Origin of the sequence: Pseudomonas petrae, from assembly GCF_021728295.1 — a bacterium.
In the GTDB taxonomy this organism is placed as follows: Bacteria; Pseudomonadota; Gammaproteobacteria; order Pseudomonadales; family Pseudomonadaceae; genus Aquipseudomonas; species Aquipseudomonas petrae.
Map to the genome: position 1 here is coordinate 47,718 of NZ_JAKJXE010000012.1, position 22,576 is coordinate 70,293.

The 22,576-nt window shown below is 60.8% G+C and carries 8 protein-coding genes; 2 read left to right on the top strand and 6 right to left on the bottom strand.

The genetic code is table 11. The features are described from left to right. Nucleotides 1–362: 362 nt before the first annotated feature. The gene (locus L4G42_RS20055; RefSeq protein ID WP_237261144.1) at nucleotides 363–13,271 is read left to right on the top strand and encodes a retention module-containing protein; all 12,909 of its coding nucleotides are present in this window, start codon (nucleotides 363–365) and stop codon (nucleotides 13,269–13,271) included. Nucleotides 13,272–13,354: 83 nt separating this feature from the next. Beyond that, complete coding sequence (locus L4G42_RS20060) at nucleotides 13,355–13,693, top strand: tryptophan synthase subunit beta (protein WP_237259869.1); 339 nt, start codon at nucleotides 13,355–13,357, stop codon at nucleotides 13,691–13,693. A gap of 350 nt (nucleotides 13,694–14,043) precedes the next feature. Here the strand turns inward: L4G42_RS20060 and L4G42_RS20065 are convergent, their stop codons facing one another. From L4G42_RS20065 to L4G42_RS20090, 6 genes are all read right to left on the bottom strand, one after another. Next, nucleotides 14,044–14,364 carry a YceK/YidQ family lipoprotein gene (locus L4G42_RS20065; RefSeq protein ID WP_237255128.1) on the bottom strand — a complete coding sequence of 107 codons (321 nt, stop codon included), beginning with the start codon at nucleotides 14,362–14,364 and terminating at the stop codon, nucleotides 14,044–14,046. 92 nt (nucleotides 14,365–14,456) lie between these two features. Continuing rightward, on the bottom strand, nucleotides 14,457–16,403 hold the full coding sequence (gene lapD, locus L4G42_RS20070; protein WP_237259867.1) for a cyclic di-GMP receptor LapD: 1,947 nt from the start codon (nucleotides 16,401–16,403) through the stop codon (nucleotides 14,457–14,459). An 8-nt stretch (nucleotides 16,404–16,411) separates the two neighbouring features. Continuing rightward, nucleotides 16,412–17,107: a cysteine protease LapG gene (gene lapG, locus L4G42_RS20075; protein WP_419789391.1), complete on the bottom strand. Its 696-nt coding sequence runs from the start codon at nucleotides 17,105–17,107 to the stop codon at nucleotides 16,412–16,414. Between the two features lie 271 nt (nucleotides 17,108–17,378). Next, nucleotides 17,379–18,776 (bottom strand): TolC family outer membrane protein, encoded by a 1,398-nt coding sequence (locus L4G42_RS20080; protein ID WP_237254690.1) that lies wholly within the window; start codon nucleotides 18,774–18,776, stop codon nucleotides 17,379–17,381. Then, entirely contained in the window at nucleotides 18,773–20,098 is a 1,326-nt protein-coding gene (locus L4G42_RS20085; protein WP_237254689.1) for an HlyD family type I secretion periplasmic adaptor subunit, read from the bottom strand. The genes L4G42_RS20080 and L4G42_RS20085 overlap by 4 nt, the downstream gene beginning before the upstream one ends. Before the next feature lie 13 nt (nucleotides 20,099–20,111). Beyond that, complete coding sequence (locus L4G42_RS20090) at nucleotides 20,112–21,875, bottom strand: type I secretion system permease/ATPase (RefSeq protein WP_237254688.1); 1,764 nt, start codon at nucleotides 21,873–21,875, stop codon at nucleotides 20,112–20,114. Nucleotides 21,876–22,576: the final 701 nt, after the last annotated feature.

Genomic DNA, 22,576 nt, shown 5'->3' on the forward strand with positions numbered 1-22,576 from the left:
CAATACACACTGCCGCATCGTAAAAATGGCCATTGAAGTGATCGTTTCGAGAGTGTTCTGAAGGGCGCTTGCGATCACACTGCAGAAATACGCGATCTCATCAAATATCAATGTGACATTACGGATGCGATTGTTTAGGATGTCGCCGAATAGGTCAATACTTTGGCAGAAAGTTAATTCCTGAGCCGACCTGCTGTTAATAAATTGACGCCAGATTACGAGCAACTTAATAAGTTCCCTAACTTGTTATCTGGCAATGAACAAATGCAAATCTTTACGTATTCCAGTAATGAAGCGGCGTTAGTTAAGGCCGGTCGGCATGATGGATACCAACTGAACGGTAATTTCGGAGAGTCACCCCCATGAGCAGTGTTGTTGCCATCGTCAAAAGCATTGTTGGCCAAGTCGTCGCAGTTTCCCCGGAAGGGATTCGTCGTGTGCTCATCGAGGGTGACCGGTTGTTCACCGGCGAGCAGGTTCTGACAGGCCCGGGAGGCGCAGTCACGCTGCAGCTTGCTGATGGCCGTCAACTGGACATCGGCCGTGACAGCCAGTGGAGCGCAGACGCCCCGGCTTCCACCACCGACCTTGCCGAAGCCACCGCCCAAGCGGCACCGTCAGTTGCTGAATTGCAGCAAGCCATTGCGGCCGGCGCCGACCCGACCAAAGACCTCGAAGCCACTGCAGCGGGTCCGCAAGCAGCGCCAGGTGATGGCGGCAACGCAGGCGGCGGCCACAGCGTGGTGATGCTCACCGAGACGGCGGGCGAAGTGAGTCCGACCATCGGCTTTCCGACCAACGGTCTGGGAACGACGGCCGCGCCGCCTCCTACGCTGAGCAACGGCCTGGCGATCGACAACGGCAACGGCAACACCGTAGTCCCGCAGCCGACTGGCACCGTGACACTGACCGCCACCCAGACGCTGACCGAAGCAGGCGGCGCGCTGGTTTACACGGCGAACGTCACTCAGGCACCAACGTCGGACCTGACGATTACCCTGTCCAACGGTTCGACCATTGTCGTTCGTGGCGGCGACACGTCGGGCTCCACCACTGTTCAAGTGGCTGACATCAACACGCCGTACATCGACCCTTCCGTCATCAGCACCACGATCACTGGCACAACGGGCGGTGGCGGCCTGGTCGTGACGACCGACCCGACTCCGGCGGTGACCACCATCACCGACACCATCGACACCACCACGGTCAGCCTCAGCGCTGCGCCGACGTCTGTCGAAGGCACCTCGATCACCTACACCGCAACACTGACCAACCCGGCACAGACCCAGGTCAACGTTACCCTGTCCGACGGTTCGACCATTACTATTCGTGCGGGCGAGTCCACCGGTTCGGTCGTCGTCGCGGCTCCCGCCAATGACGTCTACAACACCAACACCGTTATCAGCACCACGATCACCGGCGCGACCGGCGGCAACTTTGAAAGCCTGGTGCCAAACCCGGCCCCGGCCGTGGTGCAGATCGTCGACACCATCGACACCACCGTTGCCAGCATCACCGGCACCCAGTCGGTGGTTGAAGGCCAGGCCGCCACGTACACGATTACGCTGAGCAACCCGGCGCAGACTGAAGTCACGATCAACCTGACCTACAGCGGCACCGCAGCCAACGGCACCGACTACACGCAAGTGGTCAGCGTGAAGATCCCTGCCAACAGCAGCAGCGTGACCTTCGACCTGAATACCCTTAATGACACGATCCCGGAAGGCGTTGAAAACGTCACCGTCGCGATCGGCGCCATCACCGGCGGCAACTTCGAGAACATCGTTGCCAGCGCGACCAACGGCAGCGTCACCACCACCATCACTGACAACGACTCTCTGCCGGTTGTCGATCCGAATGGCGGCGGTAACGGCACCAACAGTGAAACCACTTTCACCGAAGGCCAGGCCGGCGTTTCGATCGCCGATCAGTTGACCGTCACCGACGCCGACAGCCCGACCCTGCAAGGCGCGAAAGTCACCCTGACCAACGCTCAGGACGCCGACACCCTGGTGGTGGGCAGCCCGAACGCGAACATCGCGGTCACTACGGCCACCGTCAACGGCCAGATCGTACTGACCCTGACTGGCGCAGCCACCGCTGCCGAATACGAAGCCGTGATCAAGTCGATCACCTTCCAGAACAGCAGCCAGGACCCGAGCGTCGCTGATCGCACCATCACCGTGACCGTCAACGACGGCCAGAACGATTCCGTACCGGCCACCAGCATCGTGCACGTCGTCGCCGTCAATGACGCCCCGACCGTCACGTTCACCAGCACCGATTACGTCGAAAACGGCGCGCCTCAGGCACTGGTCAACAACCTGCAGATCGGCGACGTCGACGGCGGCCAGTTGAGCGGCGCGAAGATCACCGTGACTGGCGTTCAGGCCGAAGACCTGATCGCTTCGCCGTCCTTCCAGGGTGGCAACACCGGCACCACGGCTTCGGGCATCAGCTACACGCTGGGCAACGACGCCAACGGCAACGTCGTCATTCAGTTGAGCGGCAACGCCTCGATCGCCGACTACACCACGCTGATCAACTCGATCACTTACGCCAACAGCAGTGACGCCCCGATCACCACCCCACGTGGCGTGACGATCGAAGTGACTGACGTGGACACCCACGGCACGAACAACCTGACGGGCAGCGCCACCGGTGAAGTCGACATCACCCCGGTCAACGATGCGCCGACCGTCATCGACGCATCGGGCAAAGGCGACGAAGACACCACCATCGCGGTCAAGCTGACCGGCACTGACGTCGACGGTACCATCGACCACTTCAACCTGGTCACCCTGGCGGCCAACGGCACGTTCTACGCCGATGCCGCCGGTACCCAGGCGCTGACCAACCTCAGCAACATCGCCGCCACCGCCAACGGCGCCACGATCTACTTCAAGCCGAACGCCAACTGGGCGGGCGACACCAGCTTCACCTACACCGCTGTCGACAATCAGGGCCAGCCAGCCGGCGCGCCAGCCAACGGCATCATCAACGTCACGCCAGTGGCCGATGCCCCGATCGTGACCGTTGCCGACGCCCAAGGCGCTGAAGACACGGCGATCAAGCTGACCCTGAGCACCGCGCTGGTCGACACCGATGGCTCCGAATCCCTGGGCCCGCTTGTTGTGTCCGGCATTCCGGTCGGCGCCGTGCTGACTGACGGCACCCACAGCTACACCTCGATTCCGACAGGCGACGGCGCTGTTTACATCGACGGTTGGGATTTGAACAACCTGACGATCACCCCGCCGAAAGACTTCAACGGCCCGATCACCCTGCAAGTGAGCTCGACGTCGACCGAAGGCGCCAACAAGGATTCGGCCACCACGACACAGCCCCTGATCGTCAACGTGACGCCAGTAAACGACGGTCCGGCGGTCAACTTCGACAGCGTGACCTACACCGAAAACGGCGCGCCGATCGCGCTGGTCAACAACTTCAGCATCACCGACATCGACAGCACCCAACTGAGCAGCGCGAAAATCACGCTGACCGGTATTCAGGCTGAAGACCTCGTTGTGTCCCAGTACTACAAAGGCGGCACCACGGGTGTTACCGACCTGGGCATCACCTACACGCTGAGCAACGACGCCAACGGCAACATCGTGATCGACCTGACGGGCAATGCCTCGGTCGCCAACTATGAAACCCTGATCAAGTCGCTTACTTACGCCGACAACAGCGAAAACCCGAGCACCGTACCGCGCGGCGTGACCATCTCGGTCACCGACCTTGACGCCAACGGCACCACTAACCTGACCGCGGTGCACGACGGCCAGATCAACGTGATCGCCGTCAACGACGCGCCGACCGTCAACGCAGCATTGGGCCAGGGCGACGAAGACACAGCGATCGCGGTCAAGCTGACCGGCGCAGACGTTGACGGCACCATTGACCACTTCAACCTGGTCACCATGGCCGAGCACGGCAAGTTCTACGCCGATGCCGCCGGTACTCAGGAGCTGACCAACCTCAGCAACATCGCCGCCAGCAACAACAGCGCGACGATCTACTTCAAGCCGGATGCCAACTGGGCCGGTGACACCAACTTCACCTACACCGCTGTCGACAATCAGAACCTGCCAGCGGGCGCGCCAGCCAACGGCATCATCAACGTCACGCCGGTGGCCGATGCCCCGATCGTCACCGTTGCCGACGCACAAGGTAATGAAGATTCGGCGATCAAGCTGAACGTGAGCACTGCGCTGGTCGACACCGATGGCTCGGAATCCCTTGGCCCGTTCGTGGTGTCCGGTATTCCAGTGGGCGCCGTGCTGACTGACGGCACCCACAGCTACACTTCGATTCCGACAGGCGACGGCGCGGTCTACATCAATGGCTGGGACCTGACCAACCTGACGATCACGCCGCCGAAAGACTTCAACGGCCCGATCACCCTGCAAGTGAGCTCGACCTCCACTGAGCTGACCGGCCAATCGGCAACCACGACTGTGCCCCTGACTGTCAACGTCGGGCCGGTCAACGACGCACCGACCGTCACCTTCACCAACCCTGACTACGTCGAAAACGGCGCACCTCAGGCATTGGTCAGCAACCTGCAGATCGGCGACGTCGACAGCAGCCAGCTGAGCAGCGCGAAAATCACGCTGACCGGCATTCAGGCCGAAGACCTGATCGTTTCCCAGTACTACAAAGGTGGCAACAGCGGCACCACCGACCTGGGCATCAGCTACAACCTGAGCAACGACGCCAACGGCAACATCGTTATCGACCTGACCGGCAAGGCGTCCATCGCCGACTACACCACGCTGATCAACTCGATCACCTACGCCAACAGCAGCGATAACCCGAGCACCACGCCGCGTGGCGTGACCATCGAAGTGACCGACGTTGATGCCAATGGCACCAACAACCTGTCGGGCAGCGCCACCGGTGAAATCGACGTGACGGCGGTCAACGATGCACCGACCGTGAACACCGCGTCCGGCCAGGGCAACGAAGACACGCTCATCGCCGTCAAGCTGACTGGCGCTGATGTCGATGGCACCATCGGCCACTTCAATCTGGTCAATGCGCCAGCCAACGGCACGTTCTATTCCGACGCTGCCGGCACCCAACCACTGACCAACTTGAGCAACATCGTCGCCAGCAACAATGGCGCGACGATCTACTTCAAGCCAGACGCCAACTGGGCGGGCGACACCAACTTCACCTACACCGCAGTCGACAACCAGAACCTGCCAGCCGGCACTCCGGCAACTGGCACGATCAACGTCACGCCGGTGGCTGATGCCCCGATCGTCACCGTCACCAACGCCCAGGGCGCTGAAGATTCGGCGATCAAGATCAGCGTCGGCACTGCACTGGTCGACACCGATGGTTCGGAAAGCCTGAGCGGCCTGACCGTGGGCGGTATTCCGGTCGGCGCTGTGCTGACCGATGGCAAAAACAGCTACACCTCGATCCCGACCGGCGATGGCAAAGTCGTGATCGATGGTTGGGACCTGACCAAGCTGACCCTGACGCCACCGGCTGACTTCAACGGCCCGATCACCCTGCAAGTGAGCTCGACGTCGACTGAACTCACCGGCCAGAAAGCGACCACCACTGAGTCGCTGACCGTCAACGTCGCGCCAGTCAACGATGCGCCGGTAGTCAACGCTGCTTCGGGTGCTGGCAACGAAGACACCACCATCGCCGTCAAGCTGTCCGGCTCTGACGTCGACGGCACCATCGGCCACTTCAACCTGGTCAGTGCGCCTGCGCACGGCACGTTCTACTCGGACGCCGCCGGCACCCAACCGCTGACCAACTTGAGCAACATCGCCGCCAGCAACAATGGCGCGACGATCTACTTCAAGCCAGACGCCAACTGGGCCGGTGACACCAACTTCACTTACACCGCTGTCGACAACCAGAACCTGCCAGCAGGCGTTCCGGCAACTGGCACGATCAACGTCACGCCTGTGGCTGATGCCCCGATCGTTACCGTCACCACCGCCCAGGGCGATGAAGACACCGCAATCAAGATCAGCGTCGGCACTGCACTGGTCGACACCGACGGTTCGGAAAGCCTGAGCGGCCTGACCGTGGGCGGCATTCCGGTCGGTGGCGTGCTGACCGATGGCACCCACACCTACACGTCCATTTCGACCGGCGACGGCAAAGTCGTTATCGACGGCTGGGATTTGACCAAGCTGACCCTGACGCCACCGGCTGACTTCAATGGCTCGATCACCCTGCAAGTGAGCTCGACCTCGACTGAACTCACCGGCCAGAAAGCGACCACCACCGAGTCGCTGACCGTTAACGTCGCGCCAGTCAACGACGCGCCGGTTGTTAACGCCGCGTCGGGTGCAGGCAACGAAGATACTATCGTTGCCGTCAAGCTGACGGGCTCTGACGTGGACGGCACCATTGACCACTTCAATCTGGTCAACACGCCTGCCAACGGCACGTTCTACTCGGACGCGGCCGGTACTCAGCCGCTGACCAACTTGAATGACATCACCGCCACCAACAACGGTGCGACGATCTACTTCAAGCCGGACGCGAACTGGAATGGCAGCACGCCATTCACCTACACCGCTGTCGACAACCAGGGCCTGGCTTCCACCACCCCGGCAACCGGCACCATCACGGTTACGCCCGTCAACGACGCGCCTGTCGTCAACTTCGGCAGCATCACCTACACCGAAAACGGTGCGCCGATCGCGATCGTCAAAGACTTCAGCATTACCGACGTTGACAGCACTGAGTTGAGCAGCGCGAAAATCACGCTGACCGGCATCAAGGGCGAAGACCTGATCGTTTCCCAGTACTACAAAGGTGGCACCGACGGCTCCACCGATCTGGGCATCAAGTACACGCTGAGCAACGACGCCAACGGCAACATCGTTATCGACCTGACCGGCAAGGCTTCGGTTGCCAATTACGAAACCCTGATCAAGTCGATCACCTACGCCGACAACAGCGAGAACCCAAGCACCACGCCACGTGGCGTGACCATCGCGGTTACTGACGCTGATGCCAATGGCACCAATAACCTGACCGTCGTTCACGACAGCCAGATCAACGTGATTGCCGTCAACGATGCGCCGGTGACCAAGCCAGCAGCGGCCACGGGCGATGAAGACAACACCATCGCGGTCAAACTGACCGGCACCGATGTCGACGGCACCATCGACCACTTCAACCTGGTCAACCTGGGTCAGCACGGCACGTTCTACGCCGATACCGCAGGCACTCAGGCACTGGACGGCACCAGCGTCATCAAGGCGACCGGCAACAGCGCAACCGTTTACTTCAAGCCGGACGGCGACTGGAGCGGCAGCACCAAGTTCACCTACACCGCCGTCGACAATCAGGGGCAGGCAGACACCACACCGGCCACCGGCACCATCACGGTCAACCCGGTCACCGACACCCCTGCCCTGTCTCTTGTGGACGACCAGACCGTTGCTTCGCTGAACGTGAACGGCGCGACCACAACCGTGATCGGCAACATCGGCAGCGGCGCGTGGCACACCGACAACAGCGGCGGCACCGTTGAAATCCGCACCCCGGGCACCTACGGCGTTGCCGGCAACAGCAACAACAGCCAAGTGCTGGAGCTGGAGCGCAACAGCGGTGACCCGAGCAACCTGTACACCAACATCAATGCCAAAGCCGGCGCGACCTACTCCGTTTCGGTCGATTATTCGGTCCGTGCAGGCGCGGTCGACAACTCACTGATCAACGTCTTCTGGGGCGGCAAGCTGGTCGGCACGCTGAGCAATACCATGGTAGGTCTGAAGACCTACACCTTCGACGTGCCGGTCACCACCGACGGCAGCGCGAAGCTGGAATTCAAGGCCGGCGACGCGAACTCCTTGGGCGGCGTGGTCAACAACATCAGCGTCACCGAGCACCTGAACAGCGGCCTGGAAGACAACGCGATTCTGCTGTCGACCATCAAGGCAGCGACCACTGACGTCGACGGTTCCGAAAGCCTGACCGTCAGCATGAAGGGCATCCCGGTTGGCGCTTCCCTGAGCGACGGCACGCACACCTTCAACGCCACCGCCGGGGCAACCGCCACGGACGTGACCGATTGGGACCTGAGCAAACTCAAGCTCACCCCGCCTGCCAACTTCAGCGGTGACATCGCTCTGACCGTCACTGCTACCGCGCAAGACGGCGCTGCGGCTCCGGTCAGCAAAGACCTGACGTTCAACGTCCATGTGGCGGCGGTTGCAGACGCCCCGACCGTGATCGCCCCTGCCGTCACCGGCCCGGAAGACACGGCCATCCACCTGAACATCGGCACCACGCTGGTCGATAACGACGGTTCCGAAAGCCTGACCCACCTGACTGTTTCCGGCGTTCCGGTCGGTGCCGTCGTCACTGATGGCACTCACAGCTACACGTCAACTGCCGGCGGCAACGGCACTGCAGCGCTCGACGGCTGGGACCTGACCAAGGTGACCATCACGCCACCGGAGAACTTCAACGGCCAGATCAACCTGATCGTCAACTCGACGTCCACCGAACTGAACGGCCCGTCCGCGACGACCCAACAGCCGCTGACCGTTACCGTGACGCCAGTGAACGACGCACCGGTCGTGAATTTCGGCAGCATCACCTACACCGAAAACGGCGCGCCGATCGCGATTGTCAAAGACTTCAGCATCGCCGACATCGACAGCACCCAGCTGAGCAGCGCGAAAATCACGCTGACCGGCATTCAGGCTGAAGACCTGGTGGTGTCCCAGTACTACAAAGGCGGCACTGACGGCACCACCGATCTGGGCATCAAGTACACACTGAGCAACGACGCCAACGGCAACATCGTTATCGATCTGACCGGCAAGGCTTCGGTTGCCAATTACGAAACCCTGATCAAGTCGATTACTTACGCCGACAACAGCGACAACCCGAACACCGCGCCACGCGGCGTGACCATCGCCGTGACTGACGCCGATGCCAACGGCACTGACAACCTGACTGTGGTCCACAACAGCCAGATCAACGTGATTGCCGTGAACGATGCGCCAGTCATCGGCCATACCGGGACGGGCAAAGAGTTCGGCAACACCTGGAACGAAACCCTGGTCGGCGGCGATGTCACCGCGCCGGGCAAAGGCCCAGGTCAGATCGCTCGCGATTTCACCCTGAACGACGCTGACAGCACCACGCTGAAAAGCGCGACCGTCACGCTGACCAACTTCAAGGACGGCGATGTCCTGAATGTCGGCAAACCGGGCGCCCTGACCTACACCGTCAGTGATGTAAAAGACGCTTCCGGTGCAGTGACCGGCAAGACCATCACGTTCGGCGCAGGCACAGCCGCCCAGTACCAGACGGCGATTCAGTCGATCACCTTCGACAACACCTCCCATGACCCGTCGAAAGTCGACCGCATCATCAACATCAGCATCGACGACGGCAGCACGGTCAACAACATCGCGTCCACGACCTCGACGATCCACATCACCACGGTCAACGATGTACCGACCGTGAGCACTGCATCGGTTGGTTTCACTGAAAACGACGCGGCGGTCTCGATCGTCAAGAACCTGAACCTGGCCGACGTCGACAACACCACCCTGAGCAAGGCCGTGGTGTCGGTCGACGTGAAGGCGGGCGACGTACTGACCTTCACCGGCACTGCGCCGAAAGGCGTCAGCGTGGTAGAAACCCACAACGATGCAGGCCTGGTGAACGGCTTCAAGATCACCGGCATCGCGACCGTTGACCAGTACAAAGCGCTGATCCAGTCGATCACCTTCAACAGCCCGGGCGACAACCCTCAGGCGGGTGACCGTGCCGTGACGGTTCAAGTGACCGACTCCGGCGCGAAAGGTGACGGTACCGGTACGCAGGATTCGCTGGTTGCCGGCAGCAAGATCTCGGTCACCGCCGTGAACGACGCGCCAGTCATCGGCCATACCGGCGATGGCAAGGAATTCGGCAACACCTGGAACGAAACCCTGGTCGGCGGCGATGTCACCGCGCCGGGCAAAGGTCCAGGCTTGATCGCTCGCGACTTCACCGTGAGCGATGCCGACAGCCAGACGCTGCAAAGCGCCACTGTCACGCTGACCAACTACAAGGCGGGTGATCTGCTGGCGATCGGCAACACCGCTGGCCTGAGCTACACCACCACCGACATCGTCACCAACAACGTCGTGACCGGCAAGGTCATCACGTTCGGTGCGGGCACGGCCGCTCAGTACCAGACGGCGATCTCGTCGATCACCTTCGACAGCACGTCCCACGACCCTGTCAAAGACGACCGCATCATCAACATCAGCGTCAACGACGGCAGCGCCACCAATAACATCGCCAACACCACGTCGACGATCCACATCACGACGGTCAACGATGTTCCGGTGGCCAACGCCACGACCGGCACCGGTAACGAAGACAGCCCGGCCATCGCCGTGACGCTGAGCGCAACCGACGTGGACAGCAAAATCGACCACTTCAACCTGGTCGACATGGCCGCACACGGCACGTTCTACGCCGATGCGGCGGGCAAGGTCGCGCTGACCAGCCTGAGCAACATCGTGGCAGTCGGCAACGCTGCAACGGTGTTCTTCAAGCCGGCCGCCGATTGGGCGGGCAGCACCTCGTTCACCTACAAGGCAGTCGACGATCAGGGTCTGGCGAGTTCGGTCAAAGCCACCGGCACCATCAATGTGGCGCCTGTCGCCGATCAACCGCTGGTGACGCTGGGCTCCGGCGTCGTTCAGTCGACCGGTCTGGTCAAGGACGTTTACGTCGGCACGCTGAAAGGCATGGGCACCGACGGCAACGGCGCGAATGAAGCGACCATCAAGGCCGGCTTCAACACCACCGTTGCGTCGACCTCTCACACCGTCGCCGCCGATGCGCAGGACTCTTCCGTAGCTGTCGGCACCGGCACCAAGTTGTCCGGTCTGGTCTACATGGAAGCCGGCCACACTTACACCTTCTCCGGGACTGCGGACGACAGCCTGCTGATCACCGTGGCGGGCCAGACCGCCGCCAACGCCACATGGGGCGCGGGTGGCAAGATCCAGAGCGCGGGCTTCACGCCAACGGAGTCCGGCTACTACACCCTGGACATCTACCACTACAACCAGGCGGGCCCGGGCAGTTACAACATCAGCCTCACCGACAAGAACATCAGCACCAACGCCACCCAGACCGTGGCGCTGAACAGCACCAACGTGCTGCTGTTCGCAACGGTCGATGACCTCAAGGCGTCCGGCCTGAACGTCTCGCCGTTGCACGAAGGCACGGTTGGCAGCGGTGAGGGTTACTACACCGGTTACGAGCTGAACCACGGCACCGAAGGCGCCGCGATCAAGCTGAGCCCGGTCCAGGCGGTGTTCGGTGACAGCCTCGACGGTTCGGAGACTCACGTCACGACCCTGAGCGGCGGCGCACCGGCCGGCTCGATCCTGACCGACGCAGCGGGCCACACGGCCACCGTGACGACTCATGTCGAAAACGGCAAAACCGTGATGGACACGATCGATGTCAGCAAATTCGACCTGTCGACGCTGAGCATCACCACGCCTGACTACTTCAGCGGCAAATTCACGCTGAACGTTACGGCGACGGCGACTGAAGCGACGGTTCCGGGCGTCCCAAGCGCTGTAGCCAGCGCCAGCGACAGCAAGGCGATCACGGTCACTGTCGAGCCTCAGACCTACACCTCGAGTGAAGGCCTGGCCGGCACCGACCCGACGCCGATCAACGGCACTACCGGTGGCGACATCATTGTTGCCGACGTCAGCGGCACGACCATCGTGCAGGGCAAGAGCTACAACATCGCCTTCATCGTCGACAGCTCGGGCAGCATGGGCAAAACCCTCGACACGGCGAAGACCCAGTTGCAGTCGGTTTTCGAGAAACTGGCGAACGGCGCCCAGACGGCCAACGCCGGCAAGATCAACGTGCTGCTGGTGGATTTCGACACCAACGTACGCTCGACCGTCTCCGTGGACATGTCTGACAAGGCTGCTGCGCTGAAAACATTGGCCGCTGCTCTGGCGACCATGACATCGGGCGGTACCACCAACTACGAAGATGCGTTCAAGACTACGGCGAACTGGTTTGCCGGCTTGAACAGCACCAACCCGACGGGCGAGAACCGCACTTACTTCATCACCGACGGCGAGCCTAACGTTTACCAGAACACCAGTACGGTGCTCGGTACGGTGAACGGCACGGCCATTACATTGGCGACGGGCCTGGAAAGCTGGCATCTGGGCAGCACGTATTCGGTGAACGGCAAAGTCGCCATCGACACCGTGGGCCACGTGTACAGCTACGCCAGCAGCACGACCGGCAAGCTGATGGGCACCCTCGCAAGCCACGCCGACGGTATGGGCGGTCAGGAATACAGCCTGAATTCACCTGAAACCAACGGCAGCAGCGTCGTGCTGGCTGAAGCGGACACCGGTTACGCACTGCTGCTGAAGCAGTCGCCGACCATCGAAGCGATCGGCCTGAACTCGGCGGTCAAGACGAGCACGCTCAACCACTACGACAGCGACGGTCACGCGCAGACCAACGTCAACGCCGATGACTTGGCGAAAGCGGTACTGGGCGACCAGAAAGCAATCGCTCCGGGCAGCGACACCCTGAACGGTGGCGACGGCAATGACCTCCTGTTCGGTGATCTGATCACCTTCAACACGCAGGGCGGCATCACAGCGCTGAAGGCTTTCGCGGCAGATACCTTGCACGTCAACGTGTCGACCATCGATGACAAGACACTGCACTCGTTCGTGACCAACAACCTTGACGCAGTAGCTCACCTGGCGAACTCCTCGTCAACGTCGCAGGATGGTAACGACACCCTGCTGGGCGGTAATGGCAATGACATCCTGTTCGGCCAGGGTGGCGACGACATCCTCAACGGTGGCAACGGCAACGACATACTGATGGGTGGTAAAGGCAACGACATCCTTACCGGTGGCGCAGGTGCCGATACATTCGCCTGGAAAGCGGGCGACACCAACAGCGGTGGCTTTGACGTGATCAAGGACTTCAACAAGGATGGTGGCGACCGGATTGACCTGCGTGACCTGCTGCAAGGTGAAGACACCGATACCCTCAGCAAGTACCTGCAAGTCACCAACGATGGCCATGACACCATTCTGCAAGTCAGCACCACCGGGCAGTTCGCGTCGAACGTCTCTGCGGCTGCCGCGGCGACCACGGCCGATGTGCACATCAAGGTGGAAGGGGTGACCTGGAGCAATGCCATGGTCAACTCGCTGGTGAGCGGTGCGGATCCGACCATCAAAGTCGATCACCACTGATAGCTGAGTCGCGAGAGCTGTTGTACTGTGCTGGCACCCGTCGCTGACGGGTGCCAGCCCGGTTACTCCCTGAGGAATGAGTCATGTTTTACGTTCAGCGCGATGCCGATGGAACGCTAGTTCGCGTGGAAGCAACGGCGTTCGCCGAAGCGAGCGAGCAACTGCCGCCCGATGACCATCAGGTGCAAGCCTGGTTTGCCAACGAAGTGGTCGAGAAAAGCCTGATCCAGCTCAAGTCCAGCGACATGGACATGATCCGGGTACTGGACGACTTGATTCAGGTCCTGACCAGCAAAGGCATCCTCAACATCACCGACCTCCCCTCCGCCGCACAGGCGAAATTGATGGATCGTACCCAGGCCCGAGAAACACTGGGCGGCCTGAGTGACTTGATCAATGATGATGAACAACGGCTGATCTGAAGCCCGTTTTTCGTACACGCCTTCCTGCAAAGACGTGCTTTCGAGCCGCAAACTCGATCCCGTGGTTGTGACGGCATGCTGCCACACAGCTCACAGTGCACGTGTGGTGAGCTTGCTCACGAAGACAGCATTTCAGCCGCTGAAGATGTAGCGGATGTGCCGACCTTTTCGCGAGCAAGCTCGCTCCCACCATTTCACGCCCGCATCCAAAATCCGCGTCGAATGCAAATACCCCTGTAGGAGCAATCGGAGGTTACGACGGTCGCGAAAGCGGCGGGGCTGTGACATCAATGTCGTCTGGCACACCGCATTAGCGGGCAGGCGCGCATCTGCCTGTAGACGCAGACCGATCAGTACTGCTTACGTCGAACCTTGATATCGCCCTGCTGGTATTGCTGATACCCGGTGTAGGGCAGCAGCACGGTATCGGCGACCGCGGAAAGGGCCATGTCCAGTGCAATGGTGGCCGCAGACCAGTGCGGCCCGGAAACCGGCGGGGCGTTCAAGGTGCAGAACTGATAGACAGCCCCGCTGTAGGCACGGGGTATGGACTGGCAATTGGAGCTGTGGCGCGCCAGTGTATCCCCGGCCCCTTTTTCGTCGTTGAGGGTCTTGATGGTGCCGCATCCTGTGAGGGTTGCCATCATTAATGCTGCAGTCCATCGCTTCATAAAAGTGCTTCCATTGTTTGATTATGCGAAAACATCAGGAGTGCTTCAGCCAGCATCATTGCGGCTCACCGGCAGGCGCATTCCTCGGTCAATCACTTCCAGGGCGCAGGATCCCCGAACAGCCGACCTTGCAGCCCTTCTATCCCCATTTCCACGATCACCTGACGCTCGCCTTCAGTCTCAACGCGCTCGGCGATCAGCGGCAGGTCGATGCTGTGCGCCGCGCGCTGGACCGCTTCGATGAACAACCGTTTGTGGCTCTCCTGGTCAATGGTGCGGATGTAGCTGCCATCGATCTTCAGATACGCCAGCCCCAGATGCGCCAGGTTGCCGATCATGCTGAAGCGCCCACCAAACCGCTGCAGCGCCAGGGAATAGCCGGCTGCTTGCAGGCGGCGGGTCAACTTCTCCAGCACCGCTTGCTCCGGCACCTGCTCCTCGCCGATCTCGAAGGTCAGGCGCGCGCCGAGTTTCGGGTGCAGGCGCAGGGCATTGAACACTTCGTTCAGCGCCGCAGCGTCATTGAGCGTGGCCGCCGACAGGTTCAACGCCAAGCGCTCATTGTGGGTGCCCAGATGTGTCAGCACCTGCCGCAACATCAGCAGATCCAGCCGGCTCGACCAACCGAACCGCTCCAGCCACGGCAGAAAGCGCCCGGCCGGAATCGTCTCGCCGTCAGCGTCGACCAGCCGTGACAGCACCTTGTAATGCAGCACCTTCGACGCATCGCGAGACTCAATCACCGGCTGAAAGAACAGCTGAAACCGCCCGTGCTCAAGGGCATGATCCAACGCGCTGTGCCACGCATGCTGATCTTCACCCAGATCACCAATCGCGCCACGCTCAATGCAATACCACGATTGCTCGCCGCCGCTTTCGGCCTGGGACAACGCCTGATCGGCCAGCCCCAGCAAGGTCATCGAGGCATCGCCCGGACTGTACGGCGCGAGCCCCATGTGCGCGACGGGCGAGACGTCGGAGGCGCCGGTGGCTTCCAGACTCTGCAGCGCCGCCTCAAGATTCTGCCCCAGCTGCACGGCCTCATCGTGAACCATGCCCGGCGCCAGCACGGCGAACTCGCCGCCACGGCTGCGGCTGATGAGGTTGCGGGTTTCGGGATATTTTTCGCAGTGACGCACCAACTGCTCAGCCACTGCCACCAGCAAGGCGTCGGTGCGCTTGCCTCCCAGACGCTGGTTCAAGCCGGCCAGGTCTTTTACGCGCAACAGCATCAAATACCCCGCGCGTCCGTCTTCCAGGTGGCTGACGTGCGCGTTGAGCTGCATATCGAAATAACGGCGGTTGGACAGCCCGGTCAGGCTGTCCTGATACGACTCGACGCGCAGCTTCTCACTGCGCTCGGTGCTTTCCTGAAACAGCGCCTTGAGCTTCTCGACCATCTGGTTCATCGCCTGCACCACCCGGCGCAGCTCCGGCGTGCGCGGCAGCTCGGGCAGAACAAGGAACTCGCGACGACCAATCGCCTGCGACTGCGCCACCATGTAATCCAGCGGTTTGAGCTGCCGTCGCAGCAACATCGCGCCCAGAATCGCACTGACCACGCCGCACACCAGCAACCAGCCGAGGCTGCCCAGCGCGCTCTGCCACAACTTCGCCAGCGCGAACATCGGGTGGCTGACCACCTCGACCCGCGCCGTCTGCTGCCAGCCACGGCTGACAATCGCCTCGCCGCCCGCGGGTTCAAGCCCGATGGCGTTGATGAACCACTGCGGCACGCCCTGATTGTCCGGCGTCGCACTGCGCTCGACGATGGCGTCGCCACTCGCGAGATCCACCACCCGGATGCTGGCGTAGTAACCGCTGTCGAAGATCGACGCCACCATCAGCTCGACCATCGCCGGGTCGTCGATGTTGGACGTCAGCGACAGCGCCAGCGACGTCGCGGCGTCCTGGGCGTGGGAGCGCAGTTGATTGACGTACTGCGCCCGCGAGCTTTCCAGGCTGACGACAAAACTTCCCGCAAAGGCAACCACCAGAAACAGACAGATCGCGATCAACAGCTGTTTGAACAGAGACATCAGTACTCCTAATTCTCGGGCTCGGTGGGGAAGCCTTCTGCGGTCATTTTTTTCAGCACGTCCTGCCACCGGGACAGACGTTTGGTGTCGCTCACTTTCTTGTTGCCTTGCGCGCCCGGCAGCCACAGTCCTTCAGCGTTAAAGGAATACACCGGCAACAGGTCCGTTCGCTCGCTGGCGGGTTTGATGTCGTTGATCAGACTGTCGAGCACCAGCGGCATCGCGTTCGGACTCGAGTAATAAGTCAGCACCATGTGCGCGCGGTTCAGGCGCAACGCCTTGACGTACGTGATCAGCAGCTTCTCGCTGGGCACACCCAGGCGGCGCAGGCTGAAATACTTGGCGATCGCGTAATCCTCACAATCCCCAGCGCCTTTTATCAACGACTCGACCGGCGTGGCCCAGTAATCGACCTCATGCCAGAGGTCGATGTCCTCGGCGTAGCGCATCTGCTTGTTGAAGAACAGGTTCACGACGTTGAGCTTGTCCATTTCGCTGACTTGCTTCTCGGTCGCCAGCAAATTCTGCCAGGCATCGATGCGCTGCTTTCCGGCGCCCAGCGGCCCGTACAGCGCTTCGGCGCGACGGCTGATCAGGGAAAAATCCCAATCCGCCTGCAGATAGCCGACACACGCCGTGCACGTCAGTGCAAGCGCCAGAAGCATCCATAATCCAGGGCGCTTTTGAGCCGAACGTGCTGCCAATTTGTCTAGTCCATCAGGCAATGGATAACGGAAAGCGATGGTGATGGGTTGGGGGAGGAAACGCAATGGCGCGGTGAGATCATGCGCAGAAGCAAATGCCCGAAAACGAGACTCATGATAGGCTCGCGCCCCTTGATTTCATGACTCACCCAGCGCGTCAAGCTGGGCCTCAAACGCGCCCTCGATTCACTTGGCAGGAATGCGCGCGGCAGACGCTGGCGGTGTACCGCAAAGTTTTGTCGGTACACCGGCAAGCATGAGTGACTGCTCGTTACTTGGACTTGGGGGCTGAATTGTTCAAGTCTTTCAGCGCTTCCGAGTCATCACCGCCGAGCCACACGTTGACGCTGGCAACACTTTCTTGCGACAGCTTGCCCGCCCAGCGATTCAGGATGAACAGGTTGGTGATGAAGTCGTACTGCGATTTCAGCAGGTCGCCCCGTGCCTTGAATTCATTCTGCACGGCGGTCAGCACATCGACGGCGTTAACCACGCCATAGGTGAACGCCTTCTGCGCAGCGATGCTCGACTGCTTGGCCGAAGACAACGCATTCTGCCCCGCGCGGATCTTGTCCACGGCAGACTGAGCGGTGAGATACGCGTTGGTAGTTTCCTTCACCACTTGCCGGCGAACGCCTTCAAGATCCTGCTCGGCTGCGTATTGCTCGTCATACAGACCGCTCACCCGCGCCGACGTCGAGCCGCCGCTGTAGATCGGTACTTTCAGGCCAATGGTGGCGACGTAGCTGTCACTGCGTGGGGTCAGCGTGTTGTCGTAACCGACGTCACTCTGCGAGGCGCCGAGGTTAAAACTCAACGAGGGATAATGCCCGCCCTTCCCTTCACGCACCGCCGCATCGGCCGCGGCGAGGTTGCTTTCATAGGCTTTGAGTCGGGGATTGCTGTCAAGCGCCTGGGCGATCCAGGCGTCCAGCGGCAGCGTAGGTGCTTCCAGTGCGATGTCATTACGGATCCGGCTCAAGCGATCATTGATTGGCCGGCCGACGATCTCCGACAACCCTTCCCGTGACAAGCGCACCTGATTGCGCGCTTCAATTTCCTGAGCGATCAACAGGTCGACCCGAGCTTTGAGATCCAGCATGTCGGTGATCTTGGCCATCTGCCTGGCGTACAAGGCGTTGACGCGATCGAGGCTGCCCTGAGTGGCGCGACGCTCGGCCGAGACCAGCTCTAGCGCATCGTCGGCGGCTAGCGCAGCAAAATACCGCTTGGCCAGATCAACGGTCGCTTCCGCCTGAGAGTCCTCGGACTGCGAGCTCTTCTGCAGCGTGACGCTCTTGGCCTTCTGATATCGCTCCCACGCCTCCTTGTTGTAGATGAACTGACTCAGGTTCAGCGAATAGCTTTTGTTGTCATAGATATCCCGCGATTGATCGTCCTTGCGCAGAATCCGGTTGATGTTACTGCTCGCCGACACCTGGGGCAGCAACCCGCCAAACGCTTCGCGCTCCTGCTGCTTGGCAGACCGGGCGTGGGCGTAGGCCGAAAGAATGCGCGGGTCTTCAAGCCGCGACTCTTTGTACAGCGTCATCAGGTCCAGCGAATAGGTCGAAGCGCTGACCTGTTGCGGGGCGGCGGGCTGCGCCGCATTGGCGTTTAGCGCAAACAAACCAAAAAGCAGACCGGGAAGGATACGAACCACGTTCATTCCTCGATCATCGATTTGGCGAACATGTTGCGCGCAGGCTTGAGCAGGTACTGCAGCATGGTGCGTTCGCCCGCGTTGATCAGCACCTCCGCCGGCATGCCCGGTTGCAGTTTGCGGTTGCCCAACCTCTGCATGCCTTCATCGGTGACTTTCACGCGCACCAGGTAATAGCCCTCGCCGGTTTTCTCGTCGGTAAGACGGTCAGCAGAAATTCGCGTGACCTGCCCCTGAATCACCGGCGTGGTGGCAGCGTTGAACGCGCTAAAGCGGATGTCGGTCATCTTGCCCAAGGTGATGCGGTCGATGTCGTTAGTCGAGACATGCGCTTCCACTACCAGGTCTGAAGACTCCGGCACGATGTCCAGCAGCGGCGTGCCCGCGCTAACTACCCCGCCGATGGTGTGCACTTTCATGTCCAGCACCATGCCGTCTTCAGGGGCGCGGATGACGATGCGCGACAGCCTGTCCTTGAGCGCGCTGGCTTTCTCTTGCAGGTCGAAAACCTGCGCCTGCACGTCGCTCAGATCCTTGGCCACATCGGAGCTGAATTTCTGGTTGGTCTGGACAATCTGCATCTCGGTTTCATTGATCTGCAGCCGCGTTTTGGTGATCGTCGACTGGTGGTCGGCGACCTCTGACTTGAGCATGTCCAGCTTGCGTTCCTGTTCGAGCAGGCGCTGCTTGTCAACGAAGCCCTGACGCAGCAGGTCCTTCAGCTCGGTGATCTCACCGGTGTAGGATTTTTCGAGACTGACCTTGGTGGCGATCATCTCGTTGAGGCCAATGATCTGCTGCTTCAACTGGCCAATGCGCTCTTTCTGCACGGAGATCTCGCCCAGGCGCGCGTCATGCCGGGACCGAAACACCTGGGCCTCACCGTCGATGGCCTCACGGGCACGATCACTTTCGACGCCGTCGATCTTCAACGCCGGTATTGCCGGTTGATCGTCACGTTCGGCACGAAGACGCGCCTCCTTGGCGCGGGCGGTGATGAGCTGATTGCGGGTGGACTCATATTCCGAGCTGAGCTGGCCATCGTCGAGGATGATCAACGGATCGCCCTTGTGCACCGTGTCACCGTCACGGGCGAGCAGTTCTTTTACGATGCCGCCCTCCAGGTGCTGGACGGTTTTGCGGTAGCTCTGCACAGTGACAACACCGGAACCGTAAACTGCGTTGCCCAGCGGGGCAAAAGCGGCCCACGTGCCGAACAAGCCAAAGGTCACCAGGACAATCGTCATCCCGACCCGGCGGATGCCACGGTCGGACGTCGGCATGTCTTCAGAATGCTCGTCGAGCACGGTTATCGCGTTACTGGTCATTCAAGAATTCCTTTCAGGCGCTGGGCTGAATAGCGCCGGTCGATGCTGGAGCGACCCGAGGCGGGGTCTGGCCCTGCGCCTGGGCTTGAGCTTTGGCCTGTTGCTGAGCCAGTTCGGCGATCACTTGATCGCGGGGGCCATACATTGTCATGGCACCACTGTTCAGGACCATGATCCGGTCCAGTCGGGAAAGGACGTTGGGACGGTGCGAAATGATGAACACCGTCGCGCCGGTCTCTTTCATTTTTTGCAGTGCCACGCCCAATGCACGCTCACCGACCTCATCGAGGTTGGAGTTGGGCTCATCCAGCACGATCAACCGAGGACTGCCATACACCGCACGCGCCAGACCAATACGCTGGCGCTGCCCGCCCGACAGGTTGACACCTTCGCTGCCGATAACCGTGTCGTAGCCGTCCGGCAATTGCAGGATCATTTCATGGACGCCGGCAATACGGGCCGCCAACACGGTTTTCTCGGGATCGACCTTGGTGAAGCGAGCGATGTTATCGCTGATGCTGCCTTCAAACAGCTCGATGTCCTGAGGGAGGTAGCCCAGGTGCGGACCCAGCTTTTGCTTGTCCCACGCGCTGATGTCGGCGCCGTCGAGCCTCACCACTCCATGTTGTGGCGGCCAGATACCGAGCAACGCACGCGCCAGCGTCGATTTACCTGCCGCACTGGGCCCGACGATGCCGACGATGCTGCCGGCGGGCGTGACGAAACTGATGTTCTTGATCACCGCCGCTTTGGCACCCGGCGGCGCCACGAACAGGCTTTCAACCTGCACGTGCCCTTCCGGGTCGGGCAATGACATGCGGTCGGGCTCGGCGTTGAGCTTGTCCAGCGTTTCATTCAAGCGCTGGTACTGCACGCGCGCAGCGACGAAGCCTTTCCAGCTGCCAATCATCTGATCGATAGGCGCGAGTGCCCGGCCCAGCAGGATAGAACCCGCCATCATCAAACCGGGATTGATCTCGTGGGTGATCACCAGGTATGCCCCCGCCGCCAGCATCATGGACTGCGCCCAGGCTCGGAACGTCTTCGAAATGGAGGTGATCACGCCGCTCTTGTCACTGGCCCCGGACTGCAACACCAGCACGCGCCGCTGCCGAACCGCCCAGCGGCCCATCAGGGTGTCGAGCATGCCCATCGACTCAATGACTTCAGCGTTGCGCAGGCTTTTGGTGGTGTGCAGATTGGCGGTGAGGCTTTGCTTGTTGGCCTCTGCCAGCGCGCCGCCGGTGTAGCGATGATTGACGTACGCCAGCGCCACCAGTACCACTGCCGAGACAACCGTCATCCAGCCAAACCAGGGGTGGAACAGAAACATCACGGCGGTGTACACCGGAAGCCACGGCGCATCGAAGAATGCAAACAGCCCGTTGCCGGTGAGAAATTGCCGCAGCGAGGTCAGGTCATTCAGGGACTGCGCCGACGCGTCCATACCGCCGCTGTTCAGCGCTTTCCGGAAACTGGCGCGGTAGACGTCGCGACTCAGCAACACATCCAGCCGATTGCTGATGCGCACCATGATGCGCGACCGCACCCACTCCAGCGACCCCAGCGTCAGCATCAGGATGGTGAGAATGAGGGTGAGCATGATCAGCGTCGACGTGCTGCTGCTGGGCACCACCCGCCCCGAGACCTGAATCATGTAGAAGGTCGGAACCAGCATCAGCGTGTTGACGAAAAGACTGAAGAACCCGACCGAGAGGAAACTCCCGCGACAAGCCTTGAGCGCCGCTTGCAGGTTGTTTTCGTGTGAGCGATTCATAGAATCCATGATTGAGGATAGAGGGCTGCGAAGCCGAGGAAAGTGCGGCAACGGCAGAGGCCGGCAGCATAAGAGCCGTCAACCGACGTAGCGTTCCGCGTTCAGATTCTTTTCCTGCTATCTCGACACTGGACTTCCAGTCTTATTCGTTGCCCAGCGCTCCATCCGACGAGCTGCTGACCCCGAGATCTGACCTGATCAAGTACTGCTGATGCCGGTTCGATAGTGCAGCGATTGGGGACGTCATGCCACTACCGTTGCTCGCTTACACAGCGCTGGGCTGCTCGCGCCGTTGATACTTGAGGGTGGTAAGGATGCAGGCCAAAGCCGCTGCCAATTTCTAGCCATCAGGCATGATGATAAAAGGTAATAGTGGAAGATCGGAGGGAGGGCAATGGCGGGGAGGTTCGGCAAGCTCGCCCCGGGGGCGCTATTTTAGAGGATCAAGTCCTGATAAGCAGACAGGCAATCAGGGACATAGCAAGCCCGATGAGTACCGGCTGATCGAAAATCGAGCCGAGGATCAATGCCGGGATACCCACCAAGACGATGGGACTGCGAAAATACTTATGAAGCTTCACCCCAATGTCCTCGGCAAAAAATCCCACATTACCTCAGTGCATGCTATCTCGACATCGGTTGCAACGGCCGAAATGTCCGTGCTGACGATAATCCGAGGTACAGGTAAGATACCGCCCTGT